Source organism: Psychrobacter immobilis (assembly GCF_904846065.1).
Taxonomy (GTDB): domain Bacteria; phylum Pseudomonadota; class Gammaproteobacteria; order Pseudomonadales; family Moraxellaceae; genus Psychrobacter; species Psychrobacter immobilis_H.
On the sequence record NZ_CAJGZV010000001.1, the window covers coordinates 2990810 to 3009405 of the forward strand.

Annotated in this window: 11 protein-coding genes; 7 read left to right on the plus strand and 4 right to left on the minus strand. The window is 42.0% G+C overall.

The window, feature by feature from the left end; genetic code table 11:
* Nucleotides 1-2 precede the first annotated feature (2 nt).
* The 3 genes from ylqF to JMW64_RS12445 all read left to right on the plus strand — a co-directional run bounded on the left by ylqF (nt 3) and on the right by JMW64_RS12445 (nt 4934).
* A complete protein-coding gene (ylqF, locus tag JMW64_RS12435) occupies nt 3-959 on the plus strand; it encodes a ribosome biogenesis GTPase YlqF (protein WP_045452455.1) in 957 nt (318 codons plus the stop codon).
* 248 nt (nt 960-1207) lie between these two features.
* On the plus strand, nt 1208-2524 hold the full coding sequence (locus tag JMW64_RS12440; protein ID WP_201554931.1) for an AAA family ATPase: 1317 nt from the start codon (nt 1208-1210) through the stop codon (nt 2522-2524).
* A gap of 493 nt (nt 2525-3017) precedes the next feature.
* Nucleotides 3018-4934, plus strand: a complete 1917-nt coding sequence (locus JMW64_RS12445) for an N-6 DNA methylase (protein WP_201554932.1) — start codon at nt 3018-3020, stop codon at nt 4932-4934.
* 284 nt (nt 4935-5218) lie between these two features.
* Here JMW64_RS12445 and JMW64_RS12450 read toward each other — a convergent pair whose 3' ends face one another.
* A complete protein-coding gene (locus tag JMW64_RS12450; protein ID WP_201554934.1) occupies nt 5219-5734 on the minus strand; it encodes a GlcG/HbpS family heme-binding protein in 516 nt (171 codons plus the stop codon).
* A 357-nt stretch (nt 5735-6091) separates the two neighbouring features.
* Between JMW64_RS12450 and mutY the strand changes: the two genes are divergently transcribed.
* Entirely contained in the window at nt 6092-7378 is a 1287-nt protein-coding gene (gene mutY, locus JMW64_RS12455; protein WP_227694217.1) for an A/G-specific adenine glycosylase, read from the plus strand.
* A gap of 121 nt (nt 7379-7499) precedes the next feature.
* Here the strand turns inward: mutY and JMW64_RS12460 are convergent, their stop codons facing one another.
* On the minus strand, nt 7500-8402 hold the full coding sequence (locus JMW64_RS12460; protein WP_045452453.1) for an acyl-CoA thioesterase: 903 nt from the start codon (nt 8400-8402) through the stop codon (nt 7500-7502).
* Between the two features lie 496 nt (nt 8403-8898).
* A complete protein-coding gene (rapA, locus tag JMW64_RS12465; protein WP_201554936.1) occupies nt 8899-11787 on the minus strand; it encodes an RNA polymerase-associated protein RapA in 2889 nt (962 codons plus the stop codon).
* Nucleotides 11788-12443: 656 nt separating this feature from the next.
* On the opposite strand from rapA, the gene JMW64_RS12470 reads away from it, so the two are divergent.
* From JMW64_RS12470 to JMW64_RS12480, 3 genes are all read left to right on the plus strand, one after another.
* A complete protein-coding gene (locus tag JMW64_RS12470; protein WP_201554938.1) occupies nt 12444-14756 on the plus strand; it encodes a sensor histidine kinase in 2313 nt (770 codons plus the stop codon).
* A gap of 79 nt (nt 14757-14835) precedes the next feature.
* On the plus strand, nt 14836-15792 hold the full coding sequence (locus JMW64_RS12475) for a response regulator (protein WP_201554940.1): 957 nt from the start codon (nt 14836-14838) through the stop codon (nt 15790-15792).
* Between the two features lie 186 nt (nt 15793-15978).
* On the plus strand, nt 15979-16920 hold the full coding sequence (locus tag JMW64_RS12480) for a D-2-hydroxyacid dehydrogenase (RefSeq protein WP_201554943.1): 942 nt from the start codon (nt 15979-15981) through the stop codon (nt 16918-16920).
* A gap of 34 nt (nt 16921-16954) precedes the next feature.
* On the opposite strand, the gene JMW64_RS12485 is transcribed toward JMW64_RS12480, so the two are convergent.
* Nucleotides 16955-18580: a flavin-containing monooxygenase gene (locus tag JMW64_RS12485; protein ID WP_201554945.1), complete on the minus strand. Its 1626-nt coding sequence runs from the start codon at nt 18578-18580 to the stop codon at nt 16955-16957.
* Between the last annotated feature and the right edge of the window lie 16 nt (nt 18581-18596).

Below are 18596 nucleotides of genomic sequence, written 5' to 3' on the forward strand. Positions count from 1 at the left end.
AGATGGATAAGAGAGCAAGTATTCAGTGGTTCCCTGGGCACATGAACAAAGCCCGTAACGAAATCAAAGAAATCATGCCGCAGATGGATTTGGTCATCGAGGTGATCGATGCGCGTATCCCATATAGTAGTGAAAACCCAATGGTCGCGGCATTGCGCGGCGAAAAACCCGTCATCAAAATCCTGAACAAAGCTGACCTTGCTGATCCTGAATTGACCCAAGCGTGGATGGACTATCTTGAGCAGCAAAGCGGTGTGAAAGCCATTGCTTGCGATACTGATAAAGCCAATGATGTCAAACGTATCATCGCCATCTGTAAACAACTGGTGCCCAATAAAGTGGGTACGGGTCGCCAAATCAAAGCCATGATTATGGGCATACCAAACGTCGGTAAATCGACGTTGATTAATACCTTGGCTGGACGCGCCGTAGCAAGAACTGGCGATGAGCCAGCAGTTACTAAGTCACAGCAGTTGATTAAACTTGATGATGACATCATGCTTTATGACACGCCCGGTATGTTATGGCCAAAAGTCGAAAACGAAAACTCTGGCTATCGTCTGGCAGCGACGGGTGGTATTCGTGATACGGCTTTTGACTTCGCTGATGTTGCCAGCTATACCGCTGAATACTTGATGCAAGCCTATCCTGAGCTGCTAAAAACCCGCTACAAAATTGAAGCGCTACCAAAGACTGATTGGGAGTTTTTTGAAGTCGCTGGACGCAATCGCGGCTGTGTACGTTCGGGCAATCAAGTCGATACCTACCGCATGTCTGAGATTTTGATCAACGAGTTACGTAGCGCTAAGCTTGGGCGTATTACGCTTGAGACGCCAGCCATGTCTGAAGCTGAAGAACTCGTCGTCGCCGAGCAACGCTTAGCAGCAGAAGAAAAAAGAATCGCTAAAGAAGAAGAAAAGCGCTTACGTCGTTTGAAAACGCGGAAGAATCGGAAATAGGTTTGATAAACATAAGACCAATCATGTAGAAGTAAAAACTTGTCCGTCAGGCAGAGAAACCAACCCTAGCAAATTATTGTCTGGTAGCGGTAGAGAGACAGCAAACGTATTCTGTAGCTCAGTAACGAATTCTAATATGTTTTCGCTATGAGCACTCAATCACTTCGCAAGACATTATTTAAATATGAGCTCCACAAATATCAAATACTGTTTGATAGAGCATACGGCTACATAAAGGAATATTATTGATGACAACTGTTTCACTTCCTCTACCAGCTAATGTCCTTTATGACCACCCTCAGCAGCTAGAATTTGACAAAATTGCTACGTTCATAGGCGGGAATGGCTCTGGTAAATCATCAATTTTGAAATCCATTTTTGATGAAAAATTAAAGCCGGACAGCAATCTCTACGAGAATTATAAAGTTGTTTGTTTTTCTTCAGGGCAAAATGAAAGTTATTCTGAGCGATTCGCTCACTATTTAAATACTGAGCGAGCAAACAAAAGAGCACTTAGCTTAGATTGTTTTTATTATGATAAATCACTTGCGAAACTTTTAATATTTTTATCTACAACAAGCGATCACAATGGTTTAGTACGTACATTTTTAAGGCAGAATAACTACGTTGTTGAAAGTGAATTGGATGAAGATGAGTCAACAAAGCTCTCTTTTGATGTTAAAGTTGATAAAGCCTATGTAGAGCAAGTAAAGCAGGCAGGCAAGGAAGAAGCGAGTGGTAATAGCGAAATTATTACAAATAAGGCTTACCACCGGACTTTAGAAAATTTTGTTCATGCTCTAATTGATGAAAGCTATGATTTTAGTGACTCAATAGCTCTCAAAACAGTTAACTTAACTCAGAATATACTTTCCAAAGTGTCCTTTGAAGCTGATGAAAAACCCTCTTTCGACTCAAAAATCATGTTCTTTACACAAGCTGCTGATAATGATTATTTTATTGTTAAAAATAGCGTTGAAGTTGAATTTTTAAGAGTTAATGAATTGGAAGATGAGGGTAATAAAACTTTACGCTTGGAAGATCTAAGCGATGGTGAGTATCAATTACTTTTTCTTTATGCGCTAATAGATCTATTTGATAGAGAAAATACTCTGTTTTTGTTTGATGAGGCTGGCTCACATCTTCATTACAAAAATATTGCCCTTTTATGGGCAACATTTAATGGAATAAGTGGCAAAGCTATTACTACTACTCATTTACTTGATTCAATTTCCAAATCAGGTATAGGCAGACTTCGAGTTATTGAAAACGGACAAATAAAAGCAGGAGAGAAAATTAGTTACCTTGCTGCCAGATTAACTGAATTATCAGAAATTAATAGTACACAGCTTAAAGTTATGTCGATTGCAGAAAATATCGTTTTCATGGACGACGAGGATGACTGGGAAATCTTTATGTTGTTAGCGATTAAAAAGTTAGCGAAAACTGAAGATGACGCGATTAGAATGAAGGAGTTTTTCAATAGATTCGTTGTTATAAAGCAAGAATCTGGCTACGAAAAAAATACTCAAATTTTTGGTGATAAAAAATTAAAACGACTTTAAAACTTTACAGACTATTTAGAAGGTCATCCGCATAATACTAAAAATGTTTATTTAATATGTGATCGAGATGAGTTTTCCCTAACGAATATAGGCACTGGTAAGTGTGATTTATTAGTACAGCAGGCCGGAATAAAAAAATTTAATAAAAACCAGTTAACATCACACCTACTTTCTTGGAAAAGAAGAGAGATTAAGCATTATCTCATTTGTCCTTCACCCCTTAAAGAAGATATCAATGAGCTAAATAATACATTCGATTTAGGTAATAGAACAAAATTAGCAGTAAGCAGTTCAGGGGACTACTCAACTAGTGGAGATTATAATATTAAGCCAGCATCATTAGAATCAGTTCTTATCAAGGATGTGATAGATCCTTATGTAAAAATAGATACGGGATTTTGTTCGAATAAGGCAGCAAAATTTATAAACTTAATACCTGAAGTGGAAATAAGTGAAGATATAACAAATATGTATAATTATTTGGTGGCTACTAATGAATAACTCTAATAATAAATTATTGCTTATAGTTGAGTTGCTCAGAAAAGATACTGGCATCAACAACTCAATAGAGGCAATAGAGCAGCTATCTTTATTACTTTTGACAAAATATTTTTATGACGTTGCTCTATCCCATAACCAAAATAACGTTCGCAGAACTTCATTTAGGGGATTATTCTCCGAAATTGATGGCTTTGAACACAGAGAAGCAAATAATGATTTTTCTATCATAAAAAATATATTTTATGAGATAATTCATAGAAATAAGAGTTCTTTTAGGAAGATTTTTTTTGATAAAAATAGCTGGAGAGGTATTGAATTTTTATTTAATAATATCCCACTGCGTATCCGTTCTTTAAAAGTTTTAGAGGCTACGTTATATAGATTGGAAGATCTTGATTTTTGCAACTCATTAGACGTTGATTTTGATGAGTTGTTATCAAGTATGGTTAAAGACTCAAGCTCTTCAGGAGCTTTTCACTCTCCAAAATCTTTAGTTGAAACAATAGTTAAAGTAAGTAACCCCAGCCCTGCAACAAGTATTTATGACCCAGCTATGGGCACCGGCCGTACATTTGTGGAAGTTGAAAAACATCTATCTAAAACTTATGGGGATAGGAGGTTTAAGGCTATTGGGAATGACATTAATCCTTTTGCATACTTAATAGGTATACTGAATTTACTTTTAAATGGAATTGATCTTGAAAAAATATCGTTATCTGATTCTTTACTGCTTAAAGATAACTTAAAGTACGACTTTATTCTTTCGGGTGTGCCGTTTGGTAAAGCCTCAGATATGAGTAAGGACGAATATTACTACCATGGATACACTGGTAATTTAGAGGCTATGTTTCTTCAGCATGCTATGGACAAGCTGGCGAAAAATGGCAAAGCGGCTCTGATTGTGCCAGATGGCCTTTTATTTAATGTGGCTAACCATTTGGACATGTTGAGAGGCCAATTATTAACTAATTTTAACCTACACTCTATTCTAAGCCTTCCGGAAGGAGTACTAGCACCATATACAGGAATTAAAGTTAGTGTTTTGTTTTTTGAAAATACGACTCCAGGGGAGGATATTTGGTTTTATGAGTTAAATACTAAGAAGCCTTTAAATAGACTTAATTCAATTGGTGATAGTGACTTTGAAGAGTTTATTTCTCAGTTTGAAAGTAGAAGAGTCGGTGAGAATTCTTGCCTAATAGATAAGCAGTCCTTAATAGCAGATGAAACCTCTAACCTTTCATTTTCATTACCAAAAAACGAAGAAAAGTTTATTTTTGATAAAATAGAAAAAATCAACTCATTGAAAAAAGAGCAATCAGCTCTGATCGAATCAATTAAAGATTATTTTGAAAACGCATCAAAAAATATAGATGTTGAGCAGTTCAAAGATGTGACTGTACAGAGTATATGTGAACTTAGGAGCGGGTCTAACCTTAATAAATCGGAAATATCCAGTAATGGAGCATATCCAGTTTTTGGAGGCAATGGGGTTATAGGCTATTACAAAGAAGCAAATAGGTTTAGTAGTTCAATCGTCGTTGGTAAGGTTGGAATGTATTGTGGAAATATCCATTTATCATCTAAACCCTATTGGTTAACTAGCAATGCAATAAGCTTAGAAGTAAAAAATGAGACAGAGGTATTTAAGCCTTATTTGGCCCATGTATTACAAAGCATGGACTTAAACAAGATGGCCACAGGAGTTGCACAAAAGTTTATTTCAATTAAACAGCTAAACAATACAGTAGTTTCGCTTCCTAATTATGAAAAACAAGTTGAACTAAGTAATTGGTTTACTTTGCTGAAAGAAAATAAAGAATCGATACAAAGCCTTTTACTGAATTTCAATAAAAATCTCGAACTACTTACTGATAATTCTATTTTAGAAAAAGCTCTTAAATACTAGAAACTATATAGTTGAAGCTGAAGAACTCGTCGTCGCCGAGCAACGTCTGGCTGCTGAAGAGAAAAGAATCGCCAAAGAAGAAGAAAAGCGCTTGCGTCGTTTGAAAACACGGAAGAATCAGAAGTAAATCGACAACCCTTTTTGTCTATAATGTTAGCTGCATAAAATTATTTTAGAGCTCATACAAAAAAAGCCCCTAAGGGCTTTTTTTTATGTCTACTGCTAGCGAGATATCGAAGTTATTCGATGATATCTAAATCATTTAGCGATATCTAAGTCATCAACTACTTCTGTTTAGGCATGACTTTTTCGATAGCTTTCAGCGCACAACTTTCATCTTGTACTGCACCGCCTGCGCCGCCCGCTGCAATAGCGCCGATCACATCATTGCCAAACTTTAACGGCACACCACCGCCGATCAGCAGTAAATCATTTACCGTATTCAAGTTATTTGAGTCTGGATTAGCGCGAGCATTATCCGCCAAAGTGCGTGATGGTGTTTTGGTAGATAATGCCGTAAATGCCTTACGAACAGCAGCATCAGTATTGTGCGGGCCAACGTTATCATCACGCTGTAGCGCGATTAAATTACCACCACGATCAACAACTGCGACAACGGCAGATTTGCCCTCTGCGTGACAGGCTGCCATAGTGGCATCGATTAATTCATTGGCCAATTCTAAAGAAACATTGGGCTGTTGTAACACTAGGTTTGGTTTAGCTGCCAAAACGTTGGCTGAACAGCCGACGACTGCTAGCGCCAATAATGCTTTAGATAAGTAGTTCGAAATTAACTTCATAAATAGTCCTAAATATTACTCATACATGTGAGCAGTTGTTTGAAAATGCTTAGTAAGCTTATTTGATGAAACCAGACGATGAGTTATCGTTAACTCAAAAATGCTCTTGCGCCCTAGCGATAATAAAAATTATCACCTTGCAAAAAGCATAATAATAAGTTAATTTTTCTAAAAAATTCACTGAATTTTGTAAGATTTACTTTATAAATTTGCAACTCTAAATTAAGGTTTCTGTTACATACGTCGTTTTTTGACACTCGTACTTAAAAGACGCTTACGTTATTATGATTTCAGACAGCGCACAACCGTGATATCAACTCACCTCTCTCAAAAATCGGTTATAATTCATGTACTAATATGCCAAAAATTGATGATATGACTCAGCTTATCCCCACTACAAACCCCACAACGTTAGAAAATAATTTTACTCAACCCAGTACTTCTCTCAATTCATTCGCCCCGCGCCTACTTGATTGGTTCAGTGAAAATGGTCGCCACGATTTACCATGGCAACAACACCAAACCGACACGCCCAATCCTTATATCGTTTGGCTATCCGAAGTCATGCTACAGCAGACCCAAGTAACGACCGTGCTGCCCTACTTTACCCGTTTTATGGCATCGTTTCCGACCGTGCAAGATTTAGCAGCCGCAGAATGGGATACGGTCGCGGAACATTGGGCAGGACTTGGTTATTATGCACGCGCGCGTAATTTGCATAAAGGCGCGAAACAACTGGTCGAAGTCATTGATGAGACGGGCGACTTTCCGCAGACGCTAGCAGGGTGGGAAGCCATATCTGGCGTCGGGCCATCGACCGCTGGCGCAATTATGGCGATGGGCTTACATCGTTATGGCGTCATTTGTGATGGCAATGTCAAACGTGTCTTGACGCGTTGGGCAGCGATTGATGGTGATATTATCAAATCTGCCACCACCAAAGAACTATGGGCATTGGCAGAGCGTTTGACCCCAATAGAGAATTCAGGGTTATTCGCGCAAGCGATGATGGATATGGGCGCGACGTTATGCACGCGTAGCAAGCCTGCCTGTCTATTATGTCCCCTTCAAGAGGACTGCTTGGCACATGCTGAGGGGCGCGAAACGGATTATCCAGTCAAAGCAAAAAAGCAGCCTAAACCCAGCAAGTTTAGCAATGCCTTATTGATTGAAGATATTGATGGCAAAATACTATGGCTACAACGCCCTGACAATGGCATTTGGGGCGGACTGTGGAGTTTACCTTTACAGTTTGTTGAAAAAACCGCAGGCAAAGTGAATACTAAAACTGCCGCAGAAAAAACGACTGAAATTAACGATACATCATTAAAAGTGACCAGTAATGAAAAAGTATATGAAGCAGAATTTACCACTGCCGAGCAAATTATCAATGAGTGGTTGGCAAAAAATCAGTTGATAGCAGAATCCGTCAGCAATACCTTGCTCGATGACGCCCCTATTAAACATTCACTGACCCATTTTCATTGGTATTTGACACCGCAATCGCTGATTCTAAATGCTGAGCAAATTACCGAAATAACCGAAGCCTTAGAAGCAGCACAAATTAATATTAATTGGCTAAATGCTGTTGATGCTCAGGCAACACTTGGATTGCCACGAGCAATGGTTAAGATTTTAGAATAATAAGTTGGCTAATTTGCCTAAATTAACTGCCTAAAAAAGCACTTCATATGCCATAAAAAAAGCGACTCAGAACAATTCTCAGTCGCTTTTTATTCAGCGTTATTTACAAACACAGTTAGTGCTAAGACTTCGGCACTCGCAAACGCATCAAACCTTCTTGCTGTACCGTAGCAACCAGCTTACCGTCTTGCCAAAACTGCCCATGGTTTAAGCCCTTGGCATTAGACGTGGTATCACTCCACATGTCGTATAGCATCCAACCATTTAGATCAAAATTACGATGAAAATGCATCGAGTGGTCAATACTAGCCGCTTGCAAGCCGCTGGTCATAAAGCTAACACCATGTGACATCAGCCCTGTACCAACCAGATAAAAATCGGACGAAAATGCCAATAGCGCTTGTTGAATCGCAACAGGTTGATTGCCCAATTCGCGGATACGCAACCAGTTCGCCTGCTTAGGTTTCATTGGCTCTGGATGAATCGGATCACGCGGTTTAACTGGTTTAATTTCGACATGACGACGGCGCATAAAGCGGGCTTTGAGCGCGTCTGGAACTTTTCCGACATACTCTTCTTTTAAATCTTGCTCAGCCAGTAAATCCTCTGGTGGCGGATAGACAGGCATATCTTCTTGATACTCTAAACCCTCTTCCATTGGCGAAAACGAGGCTATCATTGAAAATATTACTTGCTCAATGGGCGCTTTACCACGCACTTCTTTATACTGAATCGCCGTCACTTCACGCGCAGACAGACTACGACCGTCACGCAAGCGGCGCACCTGATAAATCACTGGCTGCGTGATATCACCACCGCGCAAAAAATAGCCGTGCAGTGAATGACAGGGCTTGTCTTTATCCAGTGTATGCGCCGCCGCCATGATGGCTTGGGCGAGCACTTGTCCACCAAAAATACGACTGCCAACATAGTCATGGCTCTTACCCTCAAAGACATCGGGGGTCACTTCAATAAGCGCTACAGTAGCTAGCAGCTCATCAATCAATTGCGAATAATCGGACATGACGATAGGTTTCCTTATTTTTATCAAAAACGCTAAGCATCTGAAAATACGCACCTAAAGATATCAATATCATATAGCGAAAGACAAAAGACACTTTGCATTTGAATGTAAAATAATATGAAATCACTTGCTGAAAATGCACAAGAGAGATTTAACACGAAAATTTTAGCGCAAAAAACACGGTCATAGCAGCGCTATCACCAGCATTTATTATATAGTTGTTTCAGCTTAAAAGAAGTACAAAGCCATCGAGTACAAAGGTATATGTGATACTTCACACGAGATGCGCTCACCCTTTTATAGCAAACGGACTGTAAATCGAAAAGACAAACATCTTACCCAATATCGATGGCTTTGACTAGAGAGCGACGCTCACTTGGCAATATCATGTTGATATTTTTGCTTAACATGCCTTAGGGCGCGTCCTAATATAAACGATATTAATCATAAAAAAACGAGATGCTATTAAACATCTCGTTCTTTTGATTATTTACATTTATGGCTTCACTGCCACTAACACACGGATGGAGTCTGGGACTAATAACAGACTACCTAGTGCTTGCTCACCTTGGGCTTTTAGCTGCTCCAAGCGCTCAATTTCGGCAGGGCGTACATTAGGATTAATCGTTTGTAGATGCTTTAGGCGTTTGATTTCACGTGACCACTGCTGGCTAAAACGGGCACTGGCTTGTTCGCCAATCTCAGCAAGCTGCTGACGGGCAATCTCTTCCGCTTCATAATAACGCTGCTCAATCACATCACCGCGTACTTTAATGACTTGGCGAGCACGGTTTTTATCCAGACGCTCAATATGCGGCATAATCATCTCCGCACTGATACGCGAGGACAAATCACTGCCTTGCTCACTGATAAATACACGGATATTTTGCGTGGTCAGCGTCGCGGGTAAATTGAGTAACCTTGGCGCAATGGCTTCAACGCGGAAATTCACTTCGAGCAGCACCATACCTTGTGGTACAGCAGAACTTTTTAGCATCGCCACCGTGGTATTACCAAAGGTGCTGGTACTCGCCAACTCATAAATCGCGCGCATCAATGGATGTTCGTGAGTGATAAATTCGATATCTTCACGCTGTAGTGCTTGCTCACGCTCGAATGTCAACGTCATACCGTCTTCGTCACCGAGTGGCAGACCATCGATATAATCACTAATTTCAGTGCTGTCAATCGGAGCAATCACCCACGAGCCATCGCGCTGGATATTGTGATCGATATTGGCTGAGGCAAAAAAGCGCTCAATAAACTGCGGCAATAGATTATGACTATCAAAATCGCGCATGGCGTCAGCGATACGTTTGGCAACACGTGGGCGACACGAGTTGTATTCTAATAGGCGATCACGACCCGCTTGTAGCTGTGCCTCTAACCCCAATCGCGTCTGTTTCGCTTCTTCGATGATATCTTGTAGTATCGCACGGTTCTCGTCAGTATCCGCGCCTTCAAGCATGGGCTTTAGCTCTTGGATATACTGCTCTTGCACGCTCTGCGCCGTTGGAGAGATTTGATTAAACATATTCAACGCGTCGTGATACCATTTATACAGACGCTCTTGTGCTGTGCCTTGTACATAAGGCACATGGAGCATAATTTGCTGCGTTTGTCCGATACGATCTAGGCGACCAATACGCTGCTCTAAGGTATCTGGATTGGCTGGCAAATCCCACAATATCAGCTGGCTGGCAAACTGGAAGTTACGACCTTCCGAACCAATCTCCGAGCACAACAATATCTGAGCGCCTTCGCTATCGGCAAAAAACGCCGCTGCTTGGTCACGCTCAAGTAAGGTCATCTGCTCAGTAAAGATAGCGGTTTTAATACCAGCATGTAAGCGTAATACCGCCTCCAAGCTCTCAACCGTCGCGCCACTACGGGCAATCAACAGCACTTTTTTGTGCTTAAGCTCGCCGCGCAAAATATCAATCAACCAAGGCACGCGTGGGTCATCTTCTAGCCAGCCGCCATCAGGTTGGTTTTCTTCGCCCCATAGCTGCTCACGCAATTTACCATTGGTTTGATAGCTGTCTTTCCATGCGGCAGGTAATGCCAATGGGTACGGCTGGCTGCTACGACCATAGAACCCTTTCACACTTTCACGGGTATTACGGAATAGAATACGACCTGTACCATGACGATCTAATAGCTCGTTGAGCGCATAAGTACGCAATTTTTCGTCATCATTAATCGTTGCCAACTCATCAAGACTGATGTCTAACAAGCTGCTTAAAGCGGCAATTTGACTGTCGCTTAATGGCTTATCTTCTATCAATACACCAGCGACAGCAGCCGTTTCAGCAAAGGCTTCTTGACCATCAATAAACTCATCCAAATCATCAAAGCGATCCGGATCGAGCAAACGCAAACGAGCAAAGTGACTTTGTGCCCCAAGCTGCTCTGGCGTCGCTGTCAATAGCATGACCCCTGGCGTTTCTTCAGCAAAATCAGCAATCAAGTCATATTTATCATTGCCGCCTTGCGCCTCATCCCAATGCAGGTGATGCGCCTCATCAACCACCAATAAATCAAACCCTGCATCCATCGCTTGGTCGTACAAATCAGGGTGATCGAGTAATAAATCCATACCCGCAATGATACATTGCTCAGTGGCAAAGACGTTTTGCTCAGGATCGTGTTCTTTAATGGCTGCTGCACGTACCAAATCAAATAAGGCAAAATTTAGATTAAAACGACGACGCAGCTCAATCATCCACTGATATTGCAAACTGTCTGGTACAAGAATCAGTACACGCTCAGCTTTGCCTGTCAACAGCTGTTGATGAATAATCAAACCTGCTTCGATGGTTTTGCCCAAACCAACTTCGTCAGCAAGCAACACACGCGGCGCGATACGTTTGCCAACTTCATGAGCGATATAAAGCTGATGTTCAATGATATCGACACGCGCACCCATCAAACCTTTAAGCGGATGACCCGCTAGCGCCGATTGCATACGCAAGATATCTTGACGCAGCTCATACCAATCACCACGCTCAATCCGACCAGCCAGCAGACGCTCGAGCGGCTTAGCCAAGGTGATATTGGCAGCCAGACGGGTTTCCATAATGCCTCGTTCATGCTCATCGACACTGTATTTGAGTACACCCATCACTTCTTCGACCGCGTTTACGGTATAGCTCTTACCCGCTTGATCAGAAATACTATCGCCGACTTTAAACACCACGCGTGATAATGGCGCGGAGTTTTTGGCGTAGACGCGCGTCTCTTCACTTTGTGGAAATAGAATGTGCACACATCGGTCATCTACATCGATGACCACACCCAAGCCCAGCTCGGACTCCGTATCAGATAAATAACGTTGACCAACGGCAAATTCAGTATTGTGCAATGAAGCGATAGAGATAGTCATAGGGCGATGTCTTTTGTACTCAGATAATAGGAAAAAATAGATAGCTCATAATGAGAGTTGCTAGCGTGAATCACTAGCGCGATGTCATTACTTAATAGTCTGAGAGGTCACCGGCCATACCGGCAGCGTCAGCTCATTAGCTAGGTCGCAAGATAAAGCCGACCATTATATAACGTTAGCAGCTAGATGAGTGCGCTAAGTTGACTTTTCAAGAGCAGATTATTGCAAGATTATATCAACGCCAAGCATAAGTTGGTCATATAAAACAATAAGATAACGACTCGCAAGTAAAGAAAAAATATTGTCATTATAAAATTGATTCTGTATTGTTAAGAAATGCAATAGAACATTTCTTCTTTCTTACCTGAATTATTCAAACGCACGTCTACACCTACTCTTTTGCCGCCTAGTATTCATGATTAATTATCCTTAAGGATTTATGGGCACAGCATGGCCTTTTATAGTCCTTTAAGTTATAAAATAATCAATAGTTAAGTCGGTTAAGTTATAAGAGTAAAGTTATACTTTTAATTTTTTTGCCATCATGTACAGACCATTTTAATTAAGATTACGCATTACCACCTGATTGATTGCCACCAATACCTAGCATTGGCACTCTTCTTCGTGGTCACTATTATCCAAGGACTATCACCATCATGAGTGCCTCCAAAAAAGTTGGCTTTTTCAATCAAGTTAGTACCCAAGTAACCACTATTTTATTTATTGCTTTTGCGGTCGTACTGGCGGTCGTCGTTTATGTTGTTGATAAAGAGGGCTATGAGAAAATCCGCCTTGAATCTGCAAAATTGGTGGCTGAGCGTGGTAATACCGCGGTCAATAGTATCTCCGCCGATATCAATCGGGTGATGCGTAGTGCCTTACTACTACAGCAAAGCGCGCAAACCTTACCCACAGAAGAGACGATTTTACAAACCAGTACTGCCAATGCCTTTGATAAGCGTGATTATAGCCTGTTAGGTAGTGGTGGCATTTGGCCTGAAAAAGGCGCACTTGGGGCAAATACCGCGACCCATCCATTTTTGATGGTTCGCCAAAACGGTGATTATCAAGCGGTGTTAAGCGATCCAAATCCTACCAATCCTTATTATCAAGAAGATTGGTTTAGCGTCTTAAAACTGCTCAAACCTGAGAGCTGTATTTGGAACCATGTGCGCGCCAGCCAAACCAAAGGCGAGCTTGCGATGAGCTGCGGTGTGGCAATCGAGCGTGACAATCAGTTTTGGGGTGCCAGTACGGTTAACTTTACGCTGAATCAGCTACAAGAGAACATCGTCAAGTTAAGCGAAAGCTCAGGCTCAGGCTACATTCTACTCTTGGATAATAGTGACAAGGTGATCGCCTCCTCTAACCCTGAACGCTTAAGCTATATTGATGAGAAAACGGGTACGCCGCTTGATATCAAACAAGTCATCAACTCAGACCCTGCTTGGCAACCCGTGCTTGATTTCTTAGATGTCCAACGTAATGAGATCATCGAACAAGTCGCCGCTAGCGTCTCACCACAAGTTCAGCAGGTACTGACCACGCTTGATAAAGCTGAGACTGGTACGGCAAAAGGTTATTATCTTGTTAACTACGCTGCTTACCTAAATAATGGTGAAAACAAGCAAAACGCCATGGACAGCCGCTTATTACAGAGCTTTGAGTTGACAAAAGACAGTTACTACAACGGCAGTCAAGCCTATGTCTTTGAGATTCCTGAGACTTATTGGAAGCTGATCGTTGTCCAACCTGATGCTGAAATTAACGCCATTGCCGATAATCTCAGTGAAAACTTGGTTAACTGGATTGCATTAGCACTATTGATTACGGCTGGCGTCATTTACTTCATGCTGACCTTCTTAGCATTCAAACCCTTGAAAGAAACCACTGATAAAATCTCTGAAGCGGAAAACTTAATTAATAATAAGCAGTACAATAAGCTGAGCGAGGTTAAATTCGCAGAAGGTCGCAACGAGATTGGACTGGTGAACGGCTCTATTAATGACCTACTAGACCGAATCCAGTCTAACGAAGGTAAGCTTGCCAACATTAACCAACAGCTAGAGATTAAAGTCGAAGAACGTACCGCTGAGCTACAAGAGACGCTAAAAGAGCTAAAAAACTCGCAGTTGCAATTGATTCGTTCAGAAAAAATGGCAACGTTGGGACAAATGGTGGCAGGCGTTGCTCACGAAGTAAATACACCCTTGTCTTATGTGCAAAATAACCTTGAAATTATTGGTCAGTTAACTGAGCAATACGAAGAGCTGATTGAATTGGTACAAGGATTAAAAAGCGTTAAAACTGACGCGGCGACTGATGGCAAAATTGACAAGCTTCTAGCAGATATTATCCGTGCTTCTGATGAGATCCAAGAAGATGACCTATCAGCTGAATTAAAAGAGCTGATTAAAGATTCGTTATTTGGCGTCGAGCAAATCACTGAGATGGTACTAAACCTACGCAACTTTGCCCGTCTTGATGAGTCAAAAGTAAAAACCATCGATGTGCGCGAATGTATCGAAGCCTCGCTTAAAATCGCTGGCAACTCCATTAGGCATCAAGAGATTGTGACTGATTTTGCGCCCACGCCTGAAGTGAAATGCTCACCGTCGCAAATCAACCAAGTCTTGGTCAATCTACTGAACAATGCCGCGCAAGCCATGGGAGAAAAACCTGATGGCAAGATCGAAGTACGCACCCGTGCCGATGATCACCATGTTTATATTGATGTGATCGACAACGGTAAAGGTATGAGTCCAGAAGTTCTCAATCAAATCTTTGAGCCGTTCTTTACGACCAAAGGCGCAGGCGAAGGCACTGGTCTTGGTATGGCAATCAGCCAGCAAATTATGGAGCAACATAATGGCGATATCAAAGTCGTATCGACCGAAGGCGTTGGCACCACATTTACGTTAATACTGCCGATTAATAATAACTTAACAGAGCAAAACCTAGTCGCGTAAGCGCTGGATGAGCTGCCCTGTTACGTAGAACATATTTAGATATTTAACGACTATTATTCATCATCATAAGGATATCATCATGAATGAATTAGAAAATGACTTAACCACAGTTGAAACCAGCACTGAGTCAAAGCCGAAGTTGGCATTTATCGACGACGAACAACGCATTTTACGGTCTATGAAACTGCTATTTCGTAAGACCCATGACGTGTTTATCACCACCGACCCGACTGAGTATATTGACTATATCAAGAACAACCATGTACACGTGGCGGTCAGTGACCAGCGGATGCCTGAGCGAGTCGGTGTGGATATCTTACGCGAAGTAAAAGATGTCTCACCTTCTACCATGCGTATCTTATTAACGGGCTATGCAGATTTAAACGCCATTATTGGCTCTATTAACGATGGTGAGATTTATCGTTATTTGACCAAGCCTTGTAAATCTGAAGAGCTGATCACCGTGGTCGGACGCGCTACCGAAATCGCCTTGACCTATAATCCAGACGAAGATGCCGACCAATTCGACAGTTCAGGTAATAAGCAAACGCTGCTGGTGATCGATGAAACCAATGAGTTGATTGAGCAAATACGTAAGCAATTTTCTCATAGTTATAAAGTACTGCATGCTGAGAGTTTAGAAGAAGCGTACGATTATTTGGCGAATGAAGATATCGGTGTTTGTATCACCGATATCAATGTCAGCGGTGAGAATATCGCGCCGATTATCTTTACCTTAAAGCAAGATGCGCCGCATTTGGTGGTTTTGGTACAGACTGAATTTCAAGACGCTGGCTTGCTGATTGATTTGATTAATAAAGGTCAGGTTTATCGCTGCTTGCCGAAACCGATGCGCGCCAGCCTGCTTGAGATTAGCGTCAACCGTGCGTTTCAGCATCATGCGAAGCTAAAAGCCAGCCCTGATTTGGTCAAACGCTATGAAGTCGAGCATGACCCTGAAAACGACGTTCGTATTGACTTGAGTAGTCGCGTACGTAGCCTTATTGGCAAATTGCGTAAGCGTTTCTCTTTATAAGTCCATAAAACCGAATAAGCACAAAAGACTACCGTCTCAATCAACAAAACCTCTATTTCAATATTGAAGTAGAGGTTTTTTGCTTTGGACTTTTTAATGACCTTTTTGACTAAAATCACCAACGTGCTACATTAAGTCGATCATTATTAAAATCATTTTAAAATAACTATTTAATAAGGAATAACCATGCGCGCGGTTTTTTTAGATAAAGGCACTTTTTCTGATGGCATCGACTTGCCAGCTCCAGCAGGCATCAGCGACTACCTCACTTATGATGATACCCCAAAAGATGCTGCTGTTATTATAGAGCGCTGCAAAGACGCCGACATCATTATTACCAATAAAGTGCAAATCAGCGCTGAAGTGATAAGTAAATTGCCCAAGCTCAAGCTCATTCAACTGACCGCTACTGGTATGAACAACGTCGATCAAGACGCTTGTGTTGAGCACCATGTGGCGCTTTATAACGTCGCAGGTTATGCAGTCAAAAGTGTGCCCGAACATACCTTTATGCTCATGCTCAACGCCATGCGCGCGGGTATTTATTATCATCAAAAAGTCGCTGATGGCACATGGCAGGCAAACGGTAATTTTTGCCTACTGGATATTCCGCTGATAGATTTGGAAGATAAAACACTAGGTATTATTGGCGTTGGCACTATTGGCAAACGCGTGACCGATATTGCTCGTGCCTTTGGAATGACAGTATTATGGGCGGAGCAGCAAGGACGCGCACCGCGCAATGACGACTATACTGCGTTTGACGACGTACTGGCACAGTCTGATGTACTGAGTCTACATTGCCCATTAAACGAGAAAACTCAGCACCTGATTAATACAGATACTTTAGCAAAAATGGTCAAACAGCCGCTCATCGTCAATGTCGCTCGTGGCGGTATTGTCGATAGCCAAGCGCTGACTGATGCCATTAACAATGAGCAAATCATCGGCTACGCCAGCGATGTGTTTGAGCAAGAGCCTATCACCGCTGACGACCCTTTATTGACCATTGCCAAGCATCCGCGCGTTATATTTAGCCCGCATAATGCGTGGGGCAGCAAAAGCGCGCAAGAAACCTTGTGGCAGATCTTAAGCAAACAAGTTGCTGATTTTATTAATAGCCATTAAAAAACATTGAGCAAACGACTGTAACCAAGCGACCTTAACGACTAAAACGTAACCAATCATCTTTTATTTTGCGATGTTTGAGCATAATGCGGTCGCTTAGGTAGTTGTTTGTCACCCGCCAAGGATATATATCACCTTGCTTGGGTAGCTCGTGTTGAGCGCGCTTGACATATCCTGAGGATAGCGCGCCCATCACGGTATCTGTCTGCGTAAGCGCTTTGGCATCTTTAGTATGCGCTTGTGGCAATACCACTTGATAGCGATGCTGATGCATATAACCCAGCAGCCGCATTACATACTGACACGCCAAATCGATTTTTAGCGTCCATGAGGCATTGGTATAGCCAAATAGTGCCACCATATTTGGCAACTCTTCAATCATAACCGCTTTATAAGTCATGCGCGAACCAATATCTATCGCCTGCCCGTCAATATATACTTTGGCACCGCCGAGCATTTGTAGCTTTAGTCCTGTCGCTGTGACGATGATATCAGCATCGAGAGAGTTACCCGATTCGAGCATGATGCCCGTCTTGGTAAAATGGCTGATTTGATCGGTGACGACGCTGGCGCGTGTGCCATGCAATGCTTTGAATAAATCACTGTCTGGCACCGCACATATCCGCTGATCCCAAGGATTATAGTCCGGTACAAAATGCGCCACATCGATACCGCTACCTTTTAGCTCTGTTTTGACACCGCGTTTTAATAACGCTTTCATAAGCTTGGGTGCCAATATAGCCGCTCGATAAGTGCCTTGTTGAATCAATACATTACGAGTACGCAGCAGCGTATAAGCTTGCTCTTTTGACAATGGTGAAAATTTACCTGCTAGCCAATCAAGCGTATAATCATCGCCCGGTACGCTTGCCACATACGTGGGAGAACGCTGTAGCATAGTGACGTGACGCGCGCATTGCCCACCTTTTTCATCCACCAAAGCTGGCAGCAATGTCATCGCTGTGGCACCGCTACCGATAATAACTACCTTCTTATCGTCATAATCCACATTTTGCCAATGCTGCGGATGAATGATCTCACCTTGAAAATCTGCTTCTTTATTAAAAGAAGGACGATAACCTTGTTCATAATCGTAGTAACCCGTGGCGCCAACGACGAACTTTGCCGTTACCGTAAACACCTCACCGCTGGCATGATTTTTTACCATCGCCGTCCATTGTTGATGGCTACTTGACCAAGACAACTGCTGCACCTCGTGTTGATAGCAAATATGTTCGCTGATACCAAACTCACGCGCCGTATCAGCAATATAGTTTTTAATATCACCGCCCTTTGCCAAAATCCTGTGATTTAGCCATGGTCTGAAACTGTAGCCAAAAGTCAAGGCATCAGAGTCAGAGCGGATGCCAGGATAGGTAAATAAATCCCATGTACCACCCAAATCTGCTCGTTTTTCTAACACCAAAAATCGCTGTGCACTTTTCTGCTGTTGCTTTGATGATTTGCGTTTCTGCTTACCTGGATTTTTATAACCAAACAGTCCTTTGTGTTTTTGCTGCTGCAATCGGCACGCCATACCAATACCAGCAATTCCTGCACCGATAATCAGTACTTCATAATCCACTGGTGTGTCTGAGAGTGCCGATTTAGCTTTGAAGCATTTCTTAACTGCCTGTTTGGCTGCCGTCATATCAAGCATAATACGTTCCTTGTTT